The sequence below is a fragment of the Acidovorax sp. Root70 genome (assembly GCF_001428225.1).
GTDB lineage: Bacteria > Pseudomonadota > Gammaproteobacteria > Burkholderiales > Burkholderiaceae_C > Acidovorax.
On record NZ_LMHQ01000028.1, the window covers coordinates 389,223 to 403,481 of the forward strand.

At 65.3% G+C, this 14,259-nt stretch carries 13 protein-coding genes; 12 read left to right on the plus strand and 1 reads right to left on the minus strand.

Annotated features, from left to right (window positions below; genetic code table 11):
• Positions 1-56 precede the first annotated feature (56 nt).
• The 10 genes from ASD94_RS16375 (at position 57) to ASD94_RS16420 (ending at position 11,601) form a co-directional block, all read left to right on the plus strand.
• Positions 57-1,595: a helicase HerA-like domain-containing protein gene (locus tag ASD94_RS16375; protein WP_056644922.1), complete on the plus strand. Its 1,539-nt coding sequence runs from the start codon at positions 57-59 to the stop codon at positions 1,593-1,595.
• 184 nt (positions 1,596-1,779) lie between these two features.
• Positions 1,780-2,592: a hypothetical protein gene (locus ASD94_RS16380; RefSeq protein ID WP_056644925.1), complete on the plus strand. Its 813-nt coding sequence runs from the start codon at positions 1,780-1,782 to the stop codon at positions 2,590-2,592.
• A 169-nt stretch (positions 2,593-2,761) separates the two neighbouring features.
• Positions 2,762-3,604 (plus strand): enoyl-CoA hydratase-related protein, encoded by an 843-nt coding sequence (locus ASD94_RS16385; protein ID WP_056644928.1) that lies wholly within the window; start codon positions 2,762-2,764, stop codon positions 3,602-3,604.
• Positions 3,605-3,808: 204 nt separating this feature from the next.
• Positions 3,809-4,783: a threo-3-hydroxy-L-aspartate ammonia-lyase gene (locus tag ASD94_RS16390; protein ID WP_056644930.1), complete on the plus strand. Its 975-nt coding sequence runs from the start codon at positions 3,809-3,811 to the stop codon at positions 4,781-4,783.
• An 83-nt stretch (positions 4,784-4,866) separates the two neighbouring features.
• Positions 4,867-5,496, plus strand: a complete 630-nt coding sequence (gene upp / locus ASD94_RS16395) for a uracil phosphoribosyltransferase (RefSeq protein WP_056062295.1) — start codon at positions 4,867-4,869, stop codon at positions 5,494-5,496.
• A gap of 223 nt (positions 5,497-5,719) precedes the next feature.
• Positions 5,720-6,730, plus strand: coding sequence for a BMP family protein (locus ASD94_RS16400; protein WP_056644932.1), 1,011 nt, complete (start codon positions 5,720-5,722; stop codon positions 6,728-6,730).
• Between the two features lie 223 nt (positions 6,731-6,953).
• Positions 6,954-7,925, plus strand: a complete 972-nt coding sequence (locus tag ASD94_RS16405; protein WP_056644934.1) for a 5'-methylthioadenosine/S-adenosylhomocysteine nucleosidase — start codon at positions 6,954-6,956, stop codon at positions 7,923-7,925.
• Complete coding sequence (locus ASD94_RS16410; RefSeq protein ID WP_056644936.1) at positions 7,926-9,482, plus strand: ABC transporter ATP-binding protein; 1,557 nt, start codon at positions 7,926-7,928, stop codon at positions 9,480-9,482. It abuts the gene before it with no gap.
• 19 nt (positions 9,483-9,501) lie between these two features.
• The gene (locus ASD94_RS16415; RefSeq protein WP_056644938.1) at positions 9,502-10,563 is read left to right on the plus strand and encodes an ABC transporter permease; all 1,062 of its coding nucleotides are present in this window, start codon (positions 9,502-9,504) and stop codon (positions 10,561-10,563) included.
• 114 nt (positions 10,564-10,677) lie between these two features.
• Positions 10,678-11,601 carry an ABC transporter permease gene (locus ASD94_RS16420; protein ID WP_056644941.1) on the plus strand — a complete coding sequence of 308 codons (924 nt, stop codon included), beginning with the start codon at positions 10,678-10,680 and terminating at the stop codon, positions 11,599-11,601.
• A 149-nt stretch (positions 11,602-11,750) separates the two neighbouring features.
• On the opposite strand, the gene ASD94_RS16425 is transcribed toward ASD94_RS16420, so the two are convergent.
• Positions 11,751-12,110, minus strand: coding sequence for a VOC family protein (locus ASD94_RS16425; RefSeq protein WP_056644945.1), 360 nt, complete (start codon positions 12,108-12,110; stop codon positions 11,751-11,753).
• A 76-nt stretch (positions 12,111-12,186) separates the two neighbouring features.
• Here ASD94_RS16425 and ASD94_RS16430 point away from each other — a divergent pair, with 76 nt between their 5' ends.
• Together ASD94_RS16430 and ASD94_RS16435 are read left to right on the plus strand one after the other, a co-directional pair.
• A complete protein-coding gene (locus tag ASD94_RS16430; RefSeq protein WP_056644948.1) occupies positions 12,187-13,455 on the plus strand; it encodes an amidohydrolase family protein in 1,269 nt (422 codons plus the stop codon).
• 136 nt (positions 13,456-13,591) lie between these two features.
• Complete coding sequence (locus tag ASD94_RS16435; RefSeq protein ID WP_056644951.1) at positions 13,592-14,212, plus strand: class I SAM-dependent methyltransferase; 621 nt, start codon at positions 13,592-13,594, stop codon at positions 14,210-14,212.
• Positions 14,213-14,259 lie beyond the last annotated feature (47 nt).

Consider the following 14,259-nt stretch of genomic DNA (forward strand, 5'->3'; position numbering starts at 1 on the left):
AATCTAGTGGGCGCGATTTTACTTTTGCCCGCCACCGATCTCCGAGGAAACCCTAAATGGCCGAACCCCTGCTGATTGCCAAGCACGACACCATCGAATGCCACCTGCTGCCGGGGCTGGCCAACCGGCACGGGCTCATCACCGGCGCCACCGGCACGGGCAAGACCGTGACCCTGCAGACGCTGGCCGAAAACTTCTCGCGCATTGGCGTGCCGGTGTTCATGGCCGACGTGAAGGGCGACCTGACCGGCGCCAGCCAGCCCGGCAAGATCGGCGACAAGCTGGCGGCCGTGCTCAAGGAGCGGGGCCTGGACCTGCCCACGCCCCTGGCCTGCCCCACCACGCTGTGGGATGTGTTTGGTGAACAGGGCCACCCGGTGCGCGCCACGGTGTCCGACATGGGCCCGCTGCTGCTGGGCCGCATGCTCAACCTGAACGAAACGCAGCTGGGCGTGCTCAATCTGGTGTTCAAGATCGCCGACGACAACGGCCTGCTGCTGCTGGACCTGAAAGACCTGCGCGCCATGCTGCAGTACGTGGGTGACAACGCCAAGGAGTTCACCACCGAGTACGGCAACGTCAGCGCCGCCAGCGTGGGCGCCATCCAGCGCGGGCTGCTGCAGATTGAGCAACAAGGCGGCGACAAGTTCTTTGGCGAGCCCATGCTCAACATCCAGGACTTCATGCAGACCGTGGACGGCCACGGCGTGGTCAACATCCTGGCGGCCGACAAGCTCATGAACTCGCCGCGCCTGTACGCCACATTCCTCTTGTGGATGCTGTCCGAGCTGTTCGAGCAACTGCCCGAAATCGGCGACCCCGAGCAGCCCAAGCTGGTGTTCTTCTTCGACGAGGCCCACTTGCTGTTCAACGAGGCCCCCAAGGTGCTCATCGAGCGCATCGAGCTGGTGGTGCGCCTGGTGCGCTCCAAGGGCGTGGGCGTGTATTTCGTCACGCAGAACCCGCTCGATATCCCCGACAGCGTGCTGGCGCAGCTGGGCAACCGCGTGCAGCACGCGCTGCGCGCCTTCACCCCGCGCGACCAGAAGGCCGTGAAGGCAACGGCCACCACCATGCGGCAAAAGCCAGGGCTGGACATTGAAACCGCCATCACCGAGCTGGCCGTGGGCGAGGCGCTGGTGAGCTTTCTGGACGCCAAGGGCCGCCCCAGCGTGACCGAGCGCGTGTTCGTGCTGCCCCCTGGCAGCCAGCTGGGGCCCATCACGCCGCAGCAGCGTCAGGCACTGATGGCCAGCTCGCTGGTCGCAGGCGTGTACGAAAAGGTGGTGGACCGCGAGTCCGCCTATGAAAAGCTCAAGGGCCGCGCCGCCGAAGCCGGCGAGCAGGCTGGCAATGCGGCGGGCGGAGGCAATGGCAAAGTTGCCACAGGCACACCTGCCGAAGAAGGCGGCGGCCTGCTGGGTGGGCTGAACGATGTGCTGTTTGGCAGCACCGGCCCGCGCGGCGGCAAACGCGACGGCCTGGCGCAGACCATGGCCAAGTCCGCCGTGCGCACCATGGGCACCACGATTGGCAAGGAGATTCTGCGGGGCGTGCTGGGCGGCATCTTTGGCGGGGGCAGCAAGCGCCGTTGACATCGCTGGTACAGCGCCAGGTGTCATGGACCGGCGCCCCCTCCAGCCACTGCGGCTTGCCTCCCCTGCCAAAGCGCATCTCACAGAGCCTGTGACCGTTCGACGACACCCCGCAATTCGTCACAAATCAGTCACATGGCCGTCGTGAAATCGCCATACACAACAACAAAAAGGAGGAGGGACGATGACACGTATCGAAAACGTTCTGCTGCGCTGGGGCGGCAAGGTCATGCTGCTGGCAATCGGGGTGTGGGTGGCGGCCATCCTCGGCATCTTCGCAGGCGTCTGGCGCCTGCGCTGGCCCTGGGTCCTGTACTTCATTGCCACTGTCCTCTTCACGGCGCTGGTGATCCAGTGGACCAATGCCGTGCGCCACCGCTATATCCGCGAGGCTCCCCTGCCCCGCTTTCTGCAGCGCAAGCTGCGCGAGACCTACCCCCACCTGAGCACCCGAGACTGTGAGCTGGTCGAACGCGGCCTGCGCCAGTTCTTCATGGCCTGCCTGCGCAGCAACCAGCAGTTTGTGGCCATGCCCTCCAAGGCGGTCGATGCGCTGTGGCACGAATTCATCCTGCACACGCAGGCCTACAAGCTGTGGTGCCGGAACGCGCTCGGCTTCTTCTTGCACCACACCCCCGCCGAGGCACTGGGCCACAAGGCGCGCCACAACGACGGCCTGCGCCGCTGCTGGTACTGGGTGTGCAAGGAAGAGTCCATCGACCCCAAGGCGCCCAGCCGCCTGCCCCTGCTGTTTGCGCTGGACGCCAAGTTCGCGATTGCCGGGGGCTTCAGCTACGTGCCCGACTGCTCCGACATTGCCCGCAAGAGCGACGCCGGCGGCAGTGGCGGCGACAGCTACTGCGGCACCAGTTTTTCAGACGGCAGCTACAGCGGCAGCTCGGGCGACTTTGGCGGTGCCGAGAGTTCGGATGCAGGCAGTGATGGGGGCGGGGATGGCGGGGGCGACGGCGGCGGTTGTGGTGGTGGCGGGGACTGAGCACCTGATCTACCGACCCCAACGGTGGCCCACCGCCAGCCCATTCACTCTCTTTTTGATAGCTACCCAGGCAGCATGCACTGGCGCCTACAGCCAAAATCACCTGAAATCAAGCTCAGTCACCCAGGCGACGACCGGGCCTGCGCCCACCGGTCTACAGTGGCACACCATGAACACCCTCACCTGCTTTTCCCTCAGCATCACTGACCAGGTGGCCCATCTGGTTCTGAACAAACCCGAGGCCATGAACACCATGCACCCCACCTTCTGGCGTGAGCTGGACACGGTGCTGGCCCAGCTGCACCGGGCGGGCGAGGCGCGGGCGCTGGTCATCAGCAGCACCGGCAAACATTTCAGCGCGGGCATGGCACTGGAGACCTTTGGCGGGGCCATCACCATGGACGACCAGAGCCCCGAGGGCCGGGCCGCCATCTTCGACCTGCTGACCGACATGCAGGCCACCTTCACCCGCATCGACAACCTGCGCATCCCAGTCATCATGGCCATCCACGGCGGCTGCATCGGCGGCGCGGTGGACATGGTCACGGCGGGCTGCATCCGCTACGCCACGCAAGATGCGTTCTTCTGCATCCAGGAGATCAACATCGGCATGGTGGCCGACGTGGGCACGCTGCAGCGCCTGCCCAAGCTCATCCCGCTGGGTGTGGTCAAAGAACTGGCCTACACCGGCCGCCGCCTGAGCGCGGCCAAGGCCCTGGACTACGGCCTGGTCAACGAAGTGTTCGACACGCAGGAGGCCATGCTGGCTGCTGCGCTGCAGTGCGCCAAGGAGATCGCGTCCAAACCCCCGGTGGCCATCTGGGGCACCAAGCAGGCCGTGAACTACGCGCGCGACCACAGCGTGGAAGACAGCCTGCGCCAGATGGGCTGGCTGCAGGGCGCCATCTGGAGCAACCAGCATGTGCGTGAATCGGTCACGGCCATGAAGCAAAAGCGCGCGGGCGAGTTCCCGGCACTCACACCGCTGCAGCGGTTCAGCGAACTGGGTTGACCGCCACCGGGCCGCGCCATGCGGCCCGGCTGATGGGGCGCGCACGGCACGCGCTGCATCAAAATGTATAGCTACCCAGGCATGCGGCACTAGCGCTTGCAGGCTCTTTTGCTTGAAATGGCGGGGCAAAGGGCTATCATCAGGCCTCAAGGATTGGGCTAGGTATAGCCGTCCTCCAGCCCTGTCCACAAGGATGCCGCCACCATGACGCTGCCCAGCCTGACCCCACCCACCTACGACGATGTGGCCGCTGCCGCGCACCGGCTCAAGGGCATGGCGCACCACACGCCCGTGCTGCGCTCCAGCACCGCCGATGAGCGGCTGGGCGCGCAGCTGTTCTTCAAGTGCGAGAACCTGCAACGCACCGGCGCCTTCAAGTTCCGGGGTGCGTTCAATGCCCTGGCGCAGTTCACCGACAAGCAGCGCGAACGCGGCGTGCTGGCCTTCTCGGCCGGCAACCACGCCCAGGCGATAGCACTGTCGGCGCGGCTGCTGGACATGCCCGCCGCCATCGTCATGCCCGAGGATGCCCCCGCCTCCAAGATGGCCGCCACCCGCGAGTACGGCGCGCAGGTCGTCACCTACAACCGCTACACCGAAGACCGCGAAGCCATCAGCCGCCGCCTGGCGCTGGAGCGTGGCATGACGCTGGTGCCCCCGTTCGACCACCCCCATGTCATTGCGGGCCAAGGCACGGCGGCCAAAGAGTTTTTTGAAGAAGTGCCCAACCTGGACTACCTCTTCGTCTGCGTGGGCGGCGGCGGCCTCCTGGCCGGTAGCCTGCTCGCCGCCGAGGCCCTGGCACCGCAATGCCGGGTGGTGGGTGTGGAGCCTGCAGCGGGCAATGACGGCCAGCAGTCGATCAAAGCCGGGCATGTGGTGCAGATCCCCACGCCCCACACCATTGCCGACGGCGCACAAACCCAGGCGCTGGGCCAGCTCACCTTCCCCATCATCCAGCGCCTGGCGGACGATATGGTCACGGTCACCGACGAACAACTGGTGGAGTCCCTGCGCTTTTTTGCCGAGCGCATGAAGATCGTGGTCGAGCCCACAGGCGCCCTGGCCTTCGCCGGGGCCCAGCATGGCAACGTGGACATCCATGGCGCGCGCGTCGGCATCCTCATCAGCGGCGGCAACGTCGATTTGTCGCGGCTGGCGCGGTTTCTGGCAGACTAGCCCCCACTTTTTCAATCATCGCGCGGTAGAGCGCGCCGGTGCATCGGCACCGAGGCCTCTGCCCTCCTCCTTTCAGGTTCCCCATGAGCAACGTCACCGTCATCACCCACCCCCTCGTCCAGCACAAGCTCACGCTGATGCGCAAGAAAGACGCCAGCACCAACAGCTTTCGCCGCCTGCTGGGCGAGCTGTCCACGCTGATGGCGTACGAAGTGACCCGCGACATGCCACTGCAGGACGTGCAGATCGAAACCCCGCTGGAAACCATGACCGGCAAGATGATCGACGGCAAGAAGCTGGTGCTGGTCTCCATCCTGCGCGCGGGCAACGGCTTTCTGGACGGCATGCTCAACGTGGTGCCCGGCGCGCGTGTGGGCCACATCGGCCTGTACCGCGACCCGGCCACGCTGCAGCCCGTGGAGTACTACTTCAAGATGCCTTCCGAAATGGACGAGCGCGACATCATCGTGGTAGATCCCATGCTCGCCACGGGCAACTCGGCGGCCGCCTGTGTGGACCGCCTCAAGAAGCTCAACCCCCGCTCCATCAAGTTCGTCTGCCTGCTGGCCGCCCCCGAAGGCGTGGCCACGCTGCAAAAGGCGCACCCTGACGTGCCGATCTTCACCGCCGCCATCGACCGCGAGCTGAACGACCACGGCTACATCCTGCCGGGTCTGGGCGATGCGGGCGACCGCATTTTTGGCACCAAATAAGCGCACGGCCCCTGCGGCCTGCACCAGCCACCCCGAGGCGCCTGCGCCCGGCGGTGGCTTTTTTCATGGCCGCTCGCCTCTGTCCGCCAATTTTTTACCACTTGGTGGCTTTCCTCTGGCAGACTTGCCAGCGGTTTGCCGCAGCCTGGGGCCCGACTGGCGCGCTCCTTGCTACACCAAGGCATCTTCAACCCCTTGTTCGCTTGTCTGAAGGAACCCCACCATGACCACTCGCCGCATCTTTACCGGACGCCTGCTCTGCACCTCCATGGCCCTCTCGGCCGCCATGGCGATGGCGCCCTCTCTGGCCCTGGCACAGTCCAAGCTCAAGGTCGCGGCGATCTACACGGTGCCTTTTGAACAGCAATGGGTCAGCCGCATCCACAAGGCCCTGAAGGCCGCCGAAGCGCGCGGCGAGATCGAATACAAGGCCAGCGAAAACGTCAGCAACGCCGACTACGAACGCGTGATGCGCGAGTACGCCACCGGCGGCAACCAACTCATCCTGGGCGAAGCCTTTGCGGTGGAAGCCGCCGCCCGCAAGGTGGCCAAGGACTTCCCCAAGACGTCCTTCCTGCTCGGCTCCTCCGGCAAGCCGCAGGCGCCCAACTTCAGCGTGTTCGACAACTACATCCAGGAGCCCGCCTACCTCAGCGGCATGGTCGCTGGCGGCATGACCAAAACCAACAAGATCGGCATGGTGGGCGGCTTCCCCATCCCCGAGGTCAACCGCCTGATGCACGCCTTCATGGCGGGCGCCAAAGAGACCAACCCCAAGGTCGAGTTCACCATCACCTTCATCAACAGCTGGTTTGACCCCCCCAAGGCCAAGGAAGCCACCTTCGCCACGATCGACAAGGGCGCCGACGTGCTCTATGCCGAGCGCTTCGGTGTGAGCGACGCCGCCAAGGAAAAAGGCAAGCTCGCCATCGGCAACGTGATCAACACGCAAGAGCAGTACCCCGACACCGTGGTCGCATCGGCCCTGTGGCACATGGAGCCCAGCATCGAGCGTGCCCTCAAGCTGGTCAAAGACGGCAAGTTCACCGCCGAGGACTACGGCCCGTACTCGATGATGAAGCACAAGGGCTCTGAACTCGCGCCCCTGGGCACGTTCGAGAAAAAGGTGCCTGCCGACATCGTCGCCAAGGTCAAGGCCAAGGAGACCGACATCCTGGCCGGCAAGTTCACCGTCAAGGTAGACGACAGCCAGCCCAAGTCCACGGCCAAGTAAGGGGAGTGGATGACAAAACTCTTCTGGCGTTGTTGCTGCGTCTTGTCGTACTTGCAGTACTGCCTGCGACACAGCGCCTAGCCAGAACCGCTGCGCTGAGCTTTGTCAGCCACTCCGCACCATCAATGCGAACCAAAGTGGATAAATACCTGGGCCACCACGCACTGCGGTGGCCCTTTTCGTTGTTTTTACCCACCCGTCTCTGTCGCTGCCTGGCATGTCCATGACCAACTCCTTACCCACCCCATTGCGCCACTCCATCGTCTCTCATTTCACCCGACTGCTGGGAGCGCTGGCATTGGCTGGTGCTATGGCCGGTTGTGCCTCCAGCCCCGCAGGCAAGACGGCGGTCCGGCTGGACGACACCCCGCGCATCGCCGTCATCTCCGCCTTTGCGCCCGAGCTGACCGTACTGCTGCCCCAGGTGCAGCAGCCCGCCCAGCACAGCATCAACGGCGTGGAGTTCACTACCGGCACGCTGGAAGGCAAGCCCGTGGTGGTGTTCCTGTCGGGCATCAGCATGACCAACGCGGCCATGAACACGCAGCTGGTGCTGGACCGCTTCAACGTGAGCCACGTGGTGTTCAGCGGCATTGCGGGCGGAGTGAACCCCAGCCTGCACATTGGCGACGTCACGGTGCCCGCGCAGTGGGGCCAGTACATGGAATGGCTGATGGCGCGCGAAGACCAGCCCGGCCAATACAGCGCCCCCGCCTGGATGAAAAGCGAGCTGACGCTGCCCGCCTTCGGCATGATGCACCCGCGCCCCGTGGAAGTGCGCTCGACCGCTCAGCCCCAACTCTCCAAAAAGTTCTGGTTTGAAGCCGACCCCAAGATGCTGGCCACCGCCCGCAACCTGCAGAACGTGGGTCTGGAGCATTGTCTGGCCGCCACCTGCCTCAAGCAGCGCCCGCAACTGGTGGTGGGCGGCAACGGCGTATCCGGCCAAGCGTTTGTAGACAACAAGGTCTTCCGCGAATACGCTTTCAAGACCTTCGAGGCCAACGTGCTCGACATGGAAACCGCCGCCACCGCTATGGTGGCGCACAGCAATGGCGTGCCCTACATCGCCTTCCGGTCGCTGAGTGATCTGGCCGGTGGCGGCGAGGGTGAGAACGAAATGGGCACCTTCATGGGCCTGGCGGCCACCAACTCAGCCAAAGTGTTGCGGGCGTTTCTGGCGGCCTGGAAGTAGATGGACTCCCCCACCGCCCCCGTCCTGCGCCTGTCGGGCATCACCAAACGCTTCGGCAAGCTCGTCGCCAACGACAACATCAGCCTGACCCTCGCGCGCGGCGAAGTGCTGGCCCTGCTGGGCGAAAACGGCGCGGGCAAGTCCACGCTCATGTCCATCCTGTTCGGGCACTACGTGGCCGACGAGGGCAGCATCGAAGTCTTTGGCCAACCCCTGCCCCCCGGCCAGCCGCGTGCGGCGCTGGCGGCGGGCATTGGCATGGTGCACCAGCATTTCACGCTGGCCGACAACCTCACGGTGCTGGACAACGTGCTGCTGGGCAGCGAGCCGCTGTGGCAGCCCTTCTCGCGCCGCAGCGAGGCGCGGGCCAAGCTGCTGGCGGTGTCACAGCAGTTTGGCCTGCCCGTCAGCCCCGATGCCCGCGTGGGCTGCCTCTCAGTGGGTGAACGCCAGCGGGTCGAAATTTTGAAGGCGCTGTACCGGGGCGCCCGCATTCTCATCCTGGACGAACCCACCGCCGTGCTCACCCCGCAGGAGAGCGAGGCGCTGTTCGACACCCTGGCGCAGATGGTGGCGCAGGGCCTGTCCATCATCTTCATCAGCCACAAGCTGGGCGAGGTGCTGCGCGTATCGCACCGCGTGGCCGTGCTGCGCCAGGGCCAACTGGCGGCCGAGGCGCCTGCGCAGGGCACCACACAAGGGCAGCTGGCGCAATGGATGGTGGGCCATGCGATCGAAGCGGCCGAGCGCCGACCCGCCAAGAACGTGGGCGATCCCCTCTGCACCCTGACCAACGTGAGCACCGCCCCCACGGGGCGCGACCGGCTGAATGATGTGTCTCTCACCCTGCGCGCAGGCGAGATCGTGGCGATTGCAGGCGTCAGCGGCAACGGCCAGGTCGCGCTGGCCGACCTACTGTGCGGCGTGCGCAGCGCCTCCACGGGCCAGGTCACGCTGCGCGGCGCGCCGCTGCAAGCCCGGCCTGCCTGGCTGGTCAGCCAGGGCGTGGCCCGCATCCCCGAAGACCGCCACGCCGTGGGCGTGGTGGGTGACCTGCCCGTGTGGGAGAACGCTGTGGCCGAACGCCTGCGCGGCCCCTGGTTTGCACATCCGTGGTTCCGCGCCTTCTGGGTCAAGCGCCGCGCCGCACGCCAGCATGCGCAACGTGTGGCCGAGACCTTTGACGTGCGCGGCGGCGGGGCTGACGCGCCTGCGCGGTCGCTCTCGGGCGGCAACATGCAAAAGCTCATCCTGGGACGGGCGCTGATGCCGCCACAGGACGCGGCGGGTAACTCGGCCCCCGCGCCCCAGCTCATCGTGGCCCACCAGCCCACCTGGGGGCTTGACATTGGCGCGGTGATGTTTGTGCAGCAGCAACTCATCAACGCGCGCGATGCCGGGACGGCGGTGCTGCTGATTTCTGACGACTTGGACGAAGTGCTAGCGCTGGGCGACCGCGTGGCGGTGATGCACGACGGACAACTGAGCGAGGCGCGACCCGCAGAAGACTGGACGCGCAAAGCCATCGGCCTGGCCATGGCCGGTGCAACTCACTGAGCGACAAAAAGAAAAACCCATGAGACTCGAAAAACGCAACCACACCTCCCCCGCCGCCTACGTGCTGGCGCCGGTGGGCGCCGTGGTGTTCACATTGCTCGTAAGCGCCCTGCTGGTGCTGTGGGCCGGCGCGCCCGTGGGCCAGACCTATGCACTGCTGCTGCAAGGCGCGTTCGGCTCGGTATTCGCACTGACCGAAACCCTCACCCGCGCCACGCCGCTGATCCTGACCGGGCTGGCAGCCGCCGTGGCCTTCCGAGCGCGGCTGTTCAACATCGGGGCCGAGGGGCAGCTCTATGCCGGGGCGCTGGCCGCCGTGGCCGTGGGCGGCATGCATGGCGGCACGGGGCTGGAATGGTCGCCGTATGTGCTCTTCCCCCTGATGATGCTGGCGGCCGCGCTGGCGGGCGCGGTACTGCTGCTGGGCCCGGCGCTGATGAAGGCGCGGCTGGGGGTTGACGAGGTCGTCACCACGCTGCTGCTCAACTTCATCATGCTGCTGCTGGTGTCTGCGCTGCTGGATGGCCCGATGAAAGACCCGCTCTCCATGGGTTGGCCGCAGAGTGTGGCGCTACAGGGTGATCTGGAACTCTCCAAGCTGGTGCCGCAGACGCGGCTGCACACGGGACTGCTGTGGGCCGTGTCGCTGGCAGTGATGCTGTGGGCGCTGCTGGCGCGCACGGTACCGGGGTTTGACATTCGGGCTGCCGGGGCCAAAGCACGCGCTGCCGCGTTTGCGGGCGTGCCTATCACCCGCACGGTCGTGCTGGTCGCACTGCTGTCCGGTGGACTGGCGGGGCTGGCGGGCGCCATAGAGGTGGCGGGCCGCACCAGCTACGTGACGCTGGACATGTCGCCCGGCTACGGCTACAGCGGCATCGTGATCGCCATGTTGGCCGGGTTGCACCCGCTGGGCGTGATTGCAGCGGGCACCTTTGTGGCGGGCGTCCTGGTGGGGGCCGACAGCATGAGCCGCGCGGTGGGCGTGCCTACCTACATTGCGGATGTGATCGTGGCGACGTCGTTGATTGCTGTGCTGGTGGCCGGGCTGCTGACGCAGTACCGCGTGCGTTGGAAGTGAGGCAGCCATGACAAGCCGTACACACTGCAATTTCAAGCCAAATCGGCCTGTAGCGCTAGTGAATCATGCGCTAGCAGCTATCGAAACAGAAGCAAAATTCCACGGAGCAGCCGTATGACCGAACTGCTCGACATCCTCGCCAACCCCGCGTTCTGGATTGCCACCCTGCGCGTGGCCACCCCGCTCATCCTGGGCACATTGGGCGTGCTGCTGTGCGAGCGTGCTGGCGTGCTGAACCTGGGCATTGAAGGGATCATGGTGGCAGGTGCCTTCACCGGTTGGCTCACGGTGTATGCGGGGCATGGACTGTGGACAGGGGTGCTGGTGGCAGCGCTCACCGGTGCGGTGTTGGGCTTGCTGCACGCGTGGCTCACCGTGGGGCTGGCGCTGTCGCAGCATGTGTCGGGCCTGGGCATCACGCTGCTGGCCACGGCGCTCAGCTATTACGGGTATCGGGTGAGTTTTCCCAAGGTGAACACGCCGCCCACCATCGAACCGTTTGCGCCCATGGAATGGCTGGGCGTGCCCATCCTGTCGGCACAGACGCCGCTCACCTTGCTAGCGCTGCTGCTGGTACCGCTGCTGGCCTGGGTGCTGCTGCGCACCCCGTTGGGCCTGGCGGTGCGCATGGTGGGCGAGAACCCCCAAGCCGCCGAAGGCCAGGGCATCTCGGTGGCGGCTATACGCACGGGCTCCATCGTGGCAGGCTCGGCGCTGATGGGGGTGGCGGGATCGTTCCTCACCCTGTCGGCGTTCAACGCCTTCTTCTTCAACATGATCAATGGTCGGGGCTGGATCTGCGTGGCCCTGGTGGTCTTTGCATCGTGGCGGCCTGGCAAGGCGCTGCTGGGTGCGCTGCTGTTTGCCTTTTTTGATGCCTTGCAGTTACGCCTGCAGCAGGCGGGCGATGCGTGGCTGCCGTACCAGGTGTATTTGATGCTGCCCTACCTGCTGTCCATCCTGGCGCTGGTGCTGGTGGCACGCAAGGCGGCGTATCCACAGGCGTTGATGAAGCCTTACCGCAAGGGGGAGCGATGAGAAGGTGCGAATGAACCCGCCATGCCCGCTCGCTCCGCAAAAACGCGCCCCATCGGCGTTGCAAATGCTCGCCATAGCCAAAGCTATGGCTGCGCTTTGCGCCTTGATGGGACACGTTTGTGCGGCCCGCTCGCCCACGCCGGATTCACTCACACCTTCTGATCCGACCACACCGCAAACTCGTTGCCGCTGGGCTCGGTGAAGTGAAAGCGCCGCCCGCCCGGAAAGTCGAACACCGGCTTGACGATGCAGCCACCCGCCTTCTCTACTTTGGCCAATGTGGCTTCAAGGTCTGCGCTGTAGAACACCAGCAAGGCGCCGCCAGTAGCTGGGGTAGAACACAGGCTGGCCTGAAAGAATCCACCGTCCAGCCCCTGGCCCGAGAAGGCCGTGTACTCCGGGCCGTAGTCCACAAAAGCCCATGCAAAGGCCTTTTCAAAGAACGACTTCGTGGCAGGCAAATCGCGCGCGGCAAATTCGACGTAGTTCAGCTTTTCATGTGCGTTCATGCATGACCCTTTCCTTTTCTGAGTGAGACCCCGCAGTGTGCCTGCACGTCCCAACGAATCTCTAAACTCTCCCACCATGCTCGACCTGCTCATTACCCACGCCAGCCTGCCCGACGGCCGCCAAAACATGTCGATTGCCGTGCACGGCGGTCGAATCACCGAAGTGACCGAAGGCCTGCAAGCCCCTGCGCATGAAGCGGTGGATGCGGGTGGCCTGCTGGTGAGCCCTCCGTTTGTGGACGCGCATTTCCACATGGACTCGACCCTGAGCTACGGCCAGCCGCGCGTGAACGAGAGCGGTACGCTGCTGGAGGGCATTGCGCTGTGGGGCGAGCTCAAGCCCACGCTCACCCACGAAGCCATCGTGCAGCGTGCGCTGCAGTATTGCGACATGGCCGTGGCGCGCGGGCTGCTGGCCATCCGCAGCCATGTGGACACCAGCCACCCCAGCCTGCTGCCGGTGGAGGCGCTGCTGGACGTGAAGCAGCGCGTTGCGCCCTACCTGGATCTGCAACTAGTGGCCTTTCCGCAGGACGGTGTGCTGCGTGCGCCCGGCGGGCTGGCCAACCTGAAACGTGCGCTCGATATGGGCGTGGACGTAGTGGGCGGCATTCCGCACTTCGAACGCACCATGGCCCAGGGGGCCGAGAGCGTGAAGATCCTCTGCGAGCTGGCCGCCGAGCGCGGCAAGCGCGTGGACATGCACTGCGACGAATCCGACGACCCGCACTCGCGCCACGTCGAAACCCTGGCGTACGAAACCCAGCGCTTGGGCCTGCACGGCCGCGTGACGGGCTCGCACCTCACCTCCATGCACAGCATGGACAACTACTACGTGAGCAAGCTGATGGCGCTGATGGCCGAGGCCGACCTGGGCGTGGTGGCCAACCCGCTCATCAACATCACGCTGCAGGGCCGCCACGACACCTACCCCAAGCGCCGGGGCATGACCCGCGTGCCCGAACTGATGGCCGCTGGCCTGACGGTGGCGTTTGGCCACGACTGCGTGCTGGACCCGTGGTACAGCGGCGGCAGCGCCGACATGCTGGAGGCTGCGCACATGGGCCTGCATGTAGGCCAGATGACCAGCCAGGCGGCGATGCGGCAGTGTTTTGATGCGGTGACGGTGAACCCCGCGCGGCTGCTGGGGCTAGAGGGCTACGGCATTGCCCCCGGCTGCCATGCCGACCTGGTGCTGATGCATGCGAGCAACCCAGTGGACGCGATCCGCTTGCGCGCGGCGCGGCTGGGGGTGTGGCGACGTGGCGAGCGGGTGGCCAGCCAGCCCAAGCCTGTGGCCGAACTGCACCTACCGGGACGGCCGGGGAGCGTGAGTTTTTTGTAGTGGGCTGCAGCTCCACAACAAGGTTGGCGAAGGCGCAATAAGCGTTTGGTCCCCGCACTTGACTGCTCCCACGTAATCAGACTGCTACGGTAAACTGACCCGCCAACCCGCTGTAAACCGATATCAAGAGGCTCCGATGCAAACAAAGCAACATTGGGAACAGGTCTACACGACGAAGTCCGAGGACGGCGTCAGTTGGTTTCAGGAGCACGCGCGCCAATCGATCGAGCTTATTTCGCGCACTGGTGTGCCCAAGGAGGCAAGCATCATCGACGTCGGCGGCGGCGCCTCGACCTTGGTCGACGATCTGCTCGCCAACGGCTATCGGCACGTCAGTGTCCTGGACCTGTCAGAGACCGCGCTAGCGGCTTCGAGGGCTAGGCTGGGCGAGCGAGCAGCCGGCGTGAGTTGGCTGGTTGGCGACATTACGAAGGTCGAGCTTCCACGCCATGCTTACGATGTCTGGCACGACCGGGCCGTCTTCCACTTCCTTACGGCGCGCGATGAGCGTGAAGCCTACGTCAACGCCGTCCTGCGGGCGGTCAAGCCGGGCGGTCATGTGATCGTGGCGACTTTCGCCGAAGACGGTCCAGAGAAGTGCAGCGGGTTACCCGTCATGCGCTATAGCGCAGACGGTCTGCATAGAGAATTCGGGGCGCCGTTCACCCTGCTGCAGCAGGAGCGGGAGGAGCATCACACGCCGTTCGGCACCGTTCAGAAGTTCATCTATTGCCTGTGCCGTAAAGAGCCGAGCTGACTGCCGGCGCAGCCCTGCGCGAGGCAAAAAACGGCCCGTAGGTCAGG

What these genes read in the sequence shown, in the direction of transcription:
- ASD94_RS16405 (WP_056644934.1), top strand. Translation starts at nt 6,954, where the DNA reads ATGACCAACTCCTTACCCACCCCATTGCGCCACTCCATCGTCTCTCAT.
- ASD94_RS16435 (WP_056644951.1), top strand. Translation starts at nt 13,592, where the DNA reads ATGCAAACAAAGCAACATTGGGAACAGGTCTACACGACGAAGTCCGAG.
- ASD94_RS16375 (WP_056644922.1), top strand. Translation starts at nt 57, where the DNA reads ATGGCCGAACCCCTGCTGATTGCCAAGCACGACACCATCGAATGCCAC.
- upp (WP_056062295.1), top strand. Translation starts at nt 4,867, where the DNA reads ATGAGCAACGTCACCGTCATCACCCACCCCCTCGTCCAGCACAAGCTC.
- ASD94_RS16390 (WP_056644930.1), top strand. Translation starts at nt 3,809, where the DNA reads ATGACGCTGCCCAGCCTGACCCCACCCACCTACGACGATGTGGCCGCT.
- ASD94_RS16410 (WP_056644936.1), top strand. Translation starts at nt 7,926, where the DNA reads ATGGACTCCCCCACCGCCCCCGTCCTGCGCCTGTCGGGCATCACCAAA.
- ASD94_RS16425 (WP_056644945.1), bottom strand. Translation starts at nt 12,110, where the DNA reads ATGAACGCACATGAAAAGCTGAACTACGTCGAATTTGCCGCGCGCGAT.
- ASD94_RS16415 (WP_056644938.1), top strand. Translation starts at nt 9,502, where the DNA reads ATGAGACTCGAAAAACGCAACCACACCTCCCCCGCCGCCTACGTGCTG.
- ASD94_RS16380 (WP_056644925.1), top strand. Translation starts at nt 1,780, where the DNA reads ATGACACGTATCGAAAACGTTCTGCTGCGCTGGGGCGGCAAGGTCATG.
- ASD94_RS16385 (WP_056644928.1), top strand. Translation starts at nt 2,762, where the DNA reads ATGAACACCCTCACCTGCTTTTCCCTCAGCATCACTGACCAGGTGGCC.
- ASD94_RS16420 (WP_056644941.1), top strand. Translation starts at nt 10,678, where the DNA reads ATGACCGAACTGCTCGACATCCTCGCCAACCCCGCGTTCTGGATTGCC.
- ASD94_RS16400 (WP_056644932.1), top strand. Translation starts at nt 5,720, where the DNA reads ATGACCACTCGCCGCATCTTTACCGGACGCCTGCTCTGCACCTCCATG.
- ASD94_RS16430 (WP_056644948.1), top strand. Translation starts at nt 12,187, where the DNA reads ATGCTCGACCTGCTCATTACCCACGCCAGCCTGCCCGACGGCCGCCAA.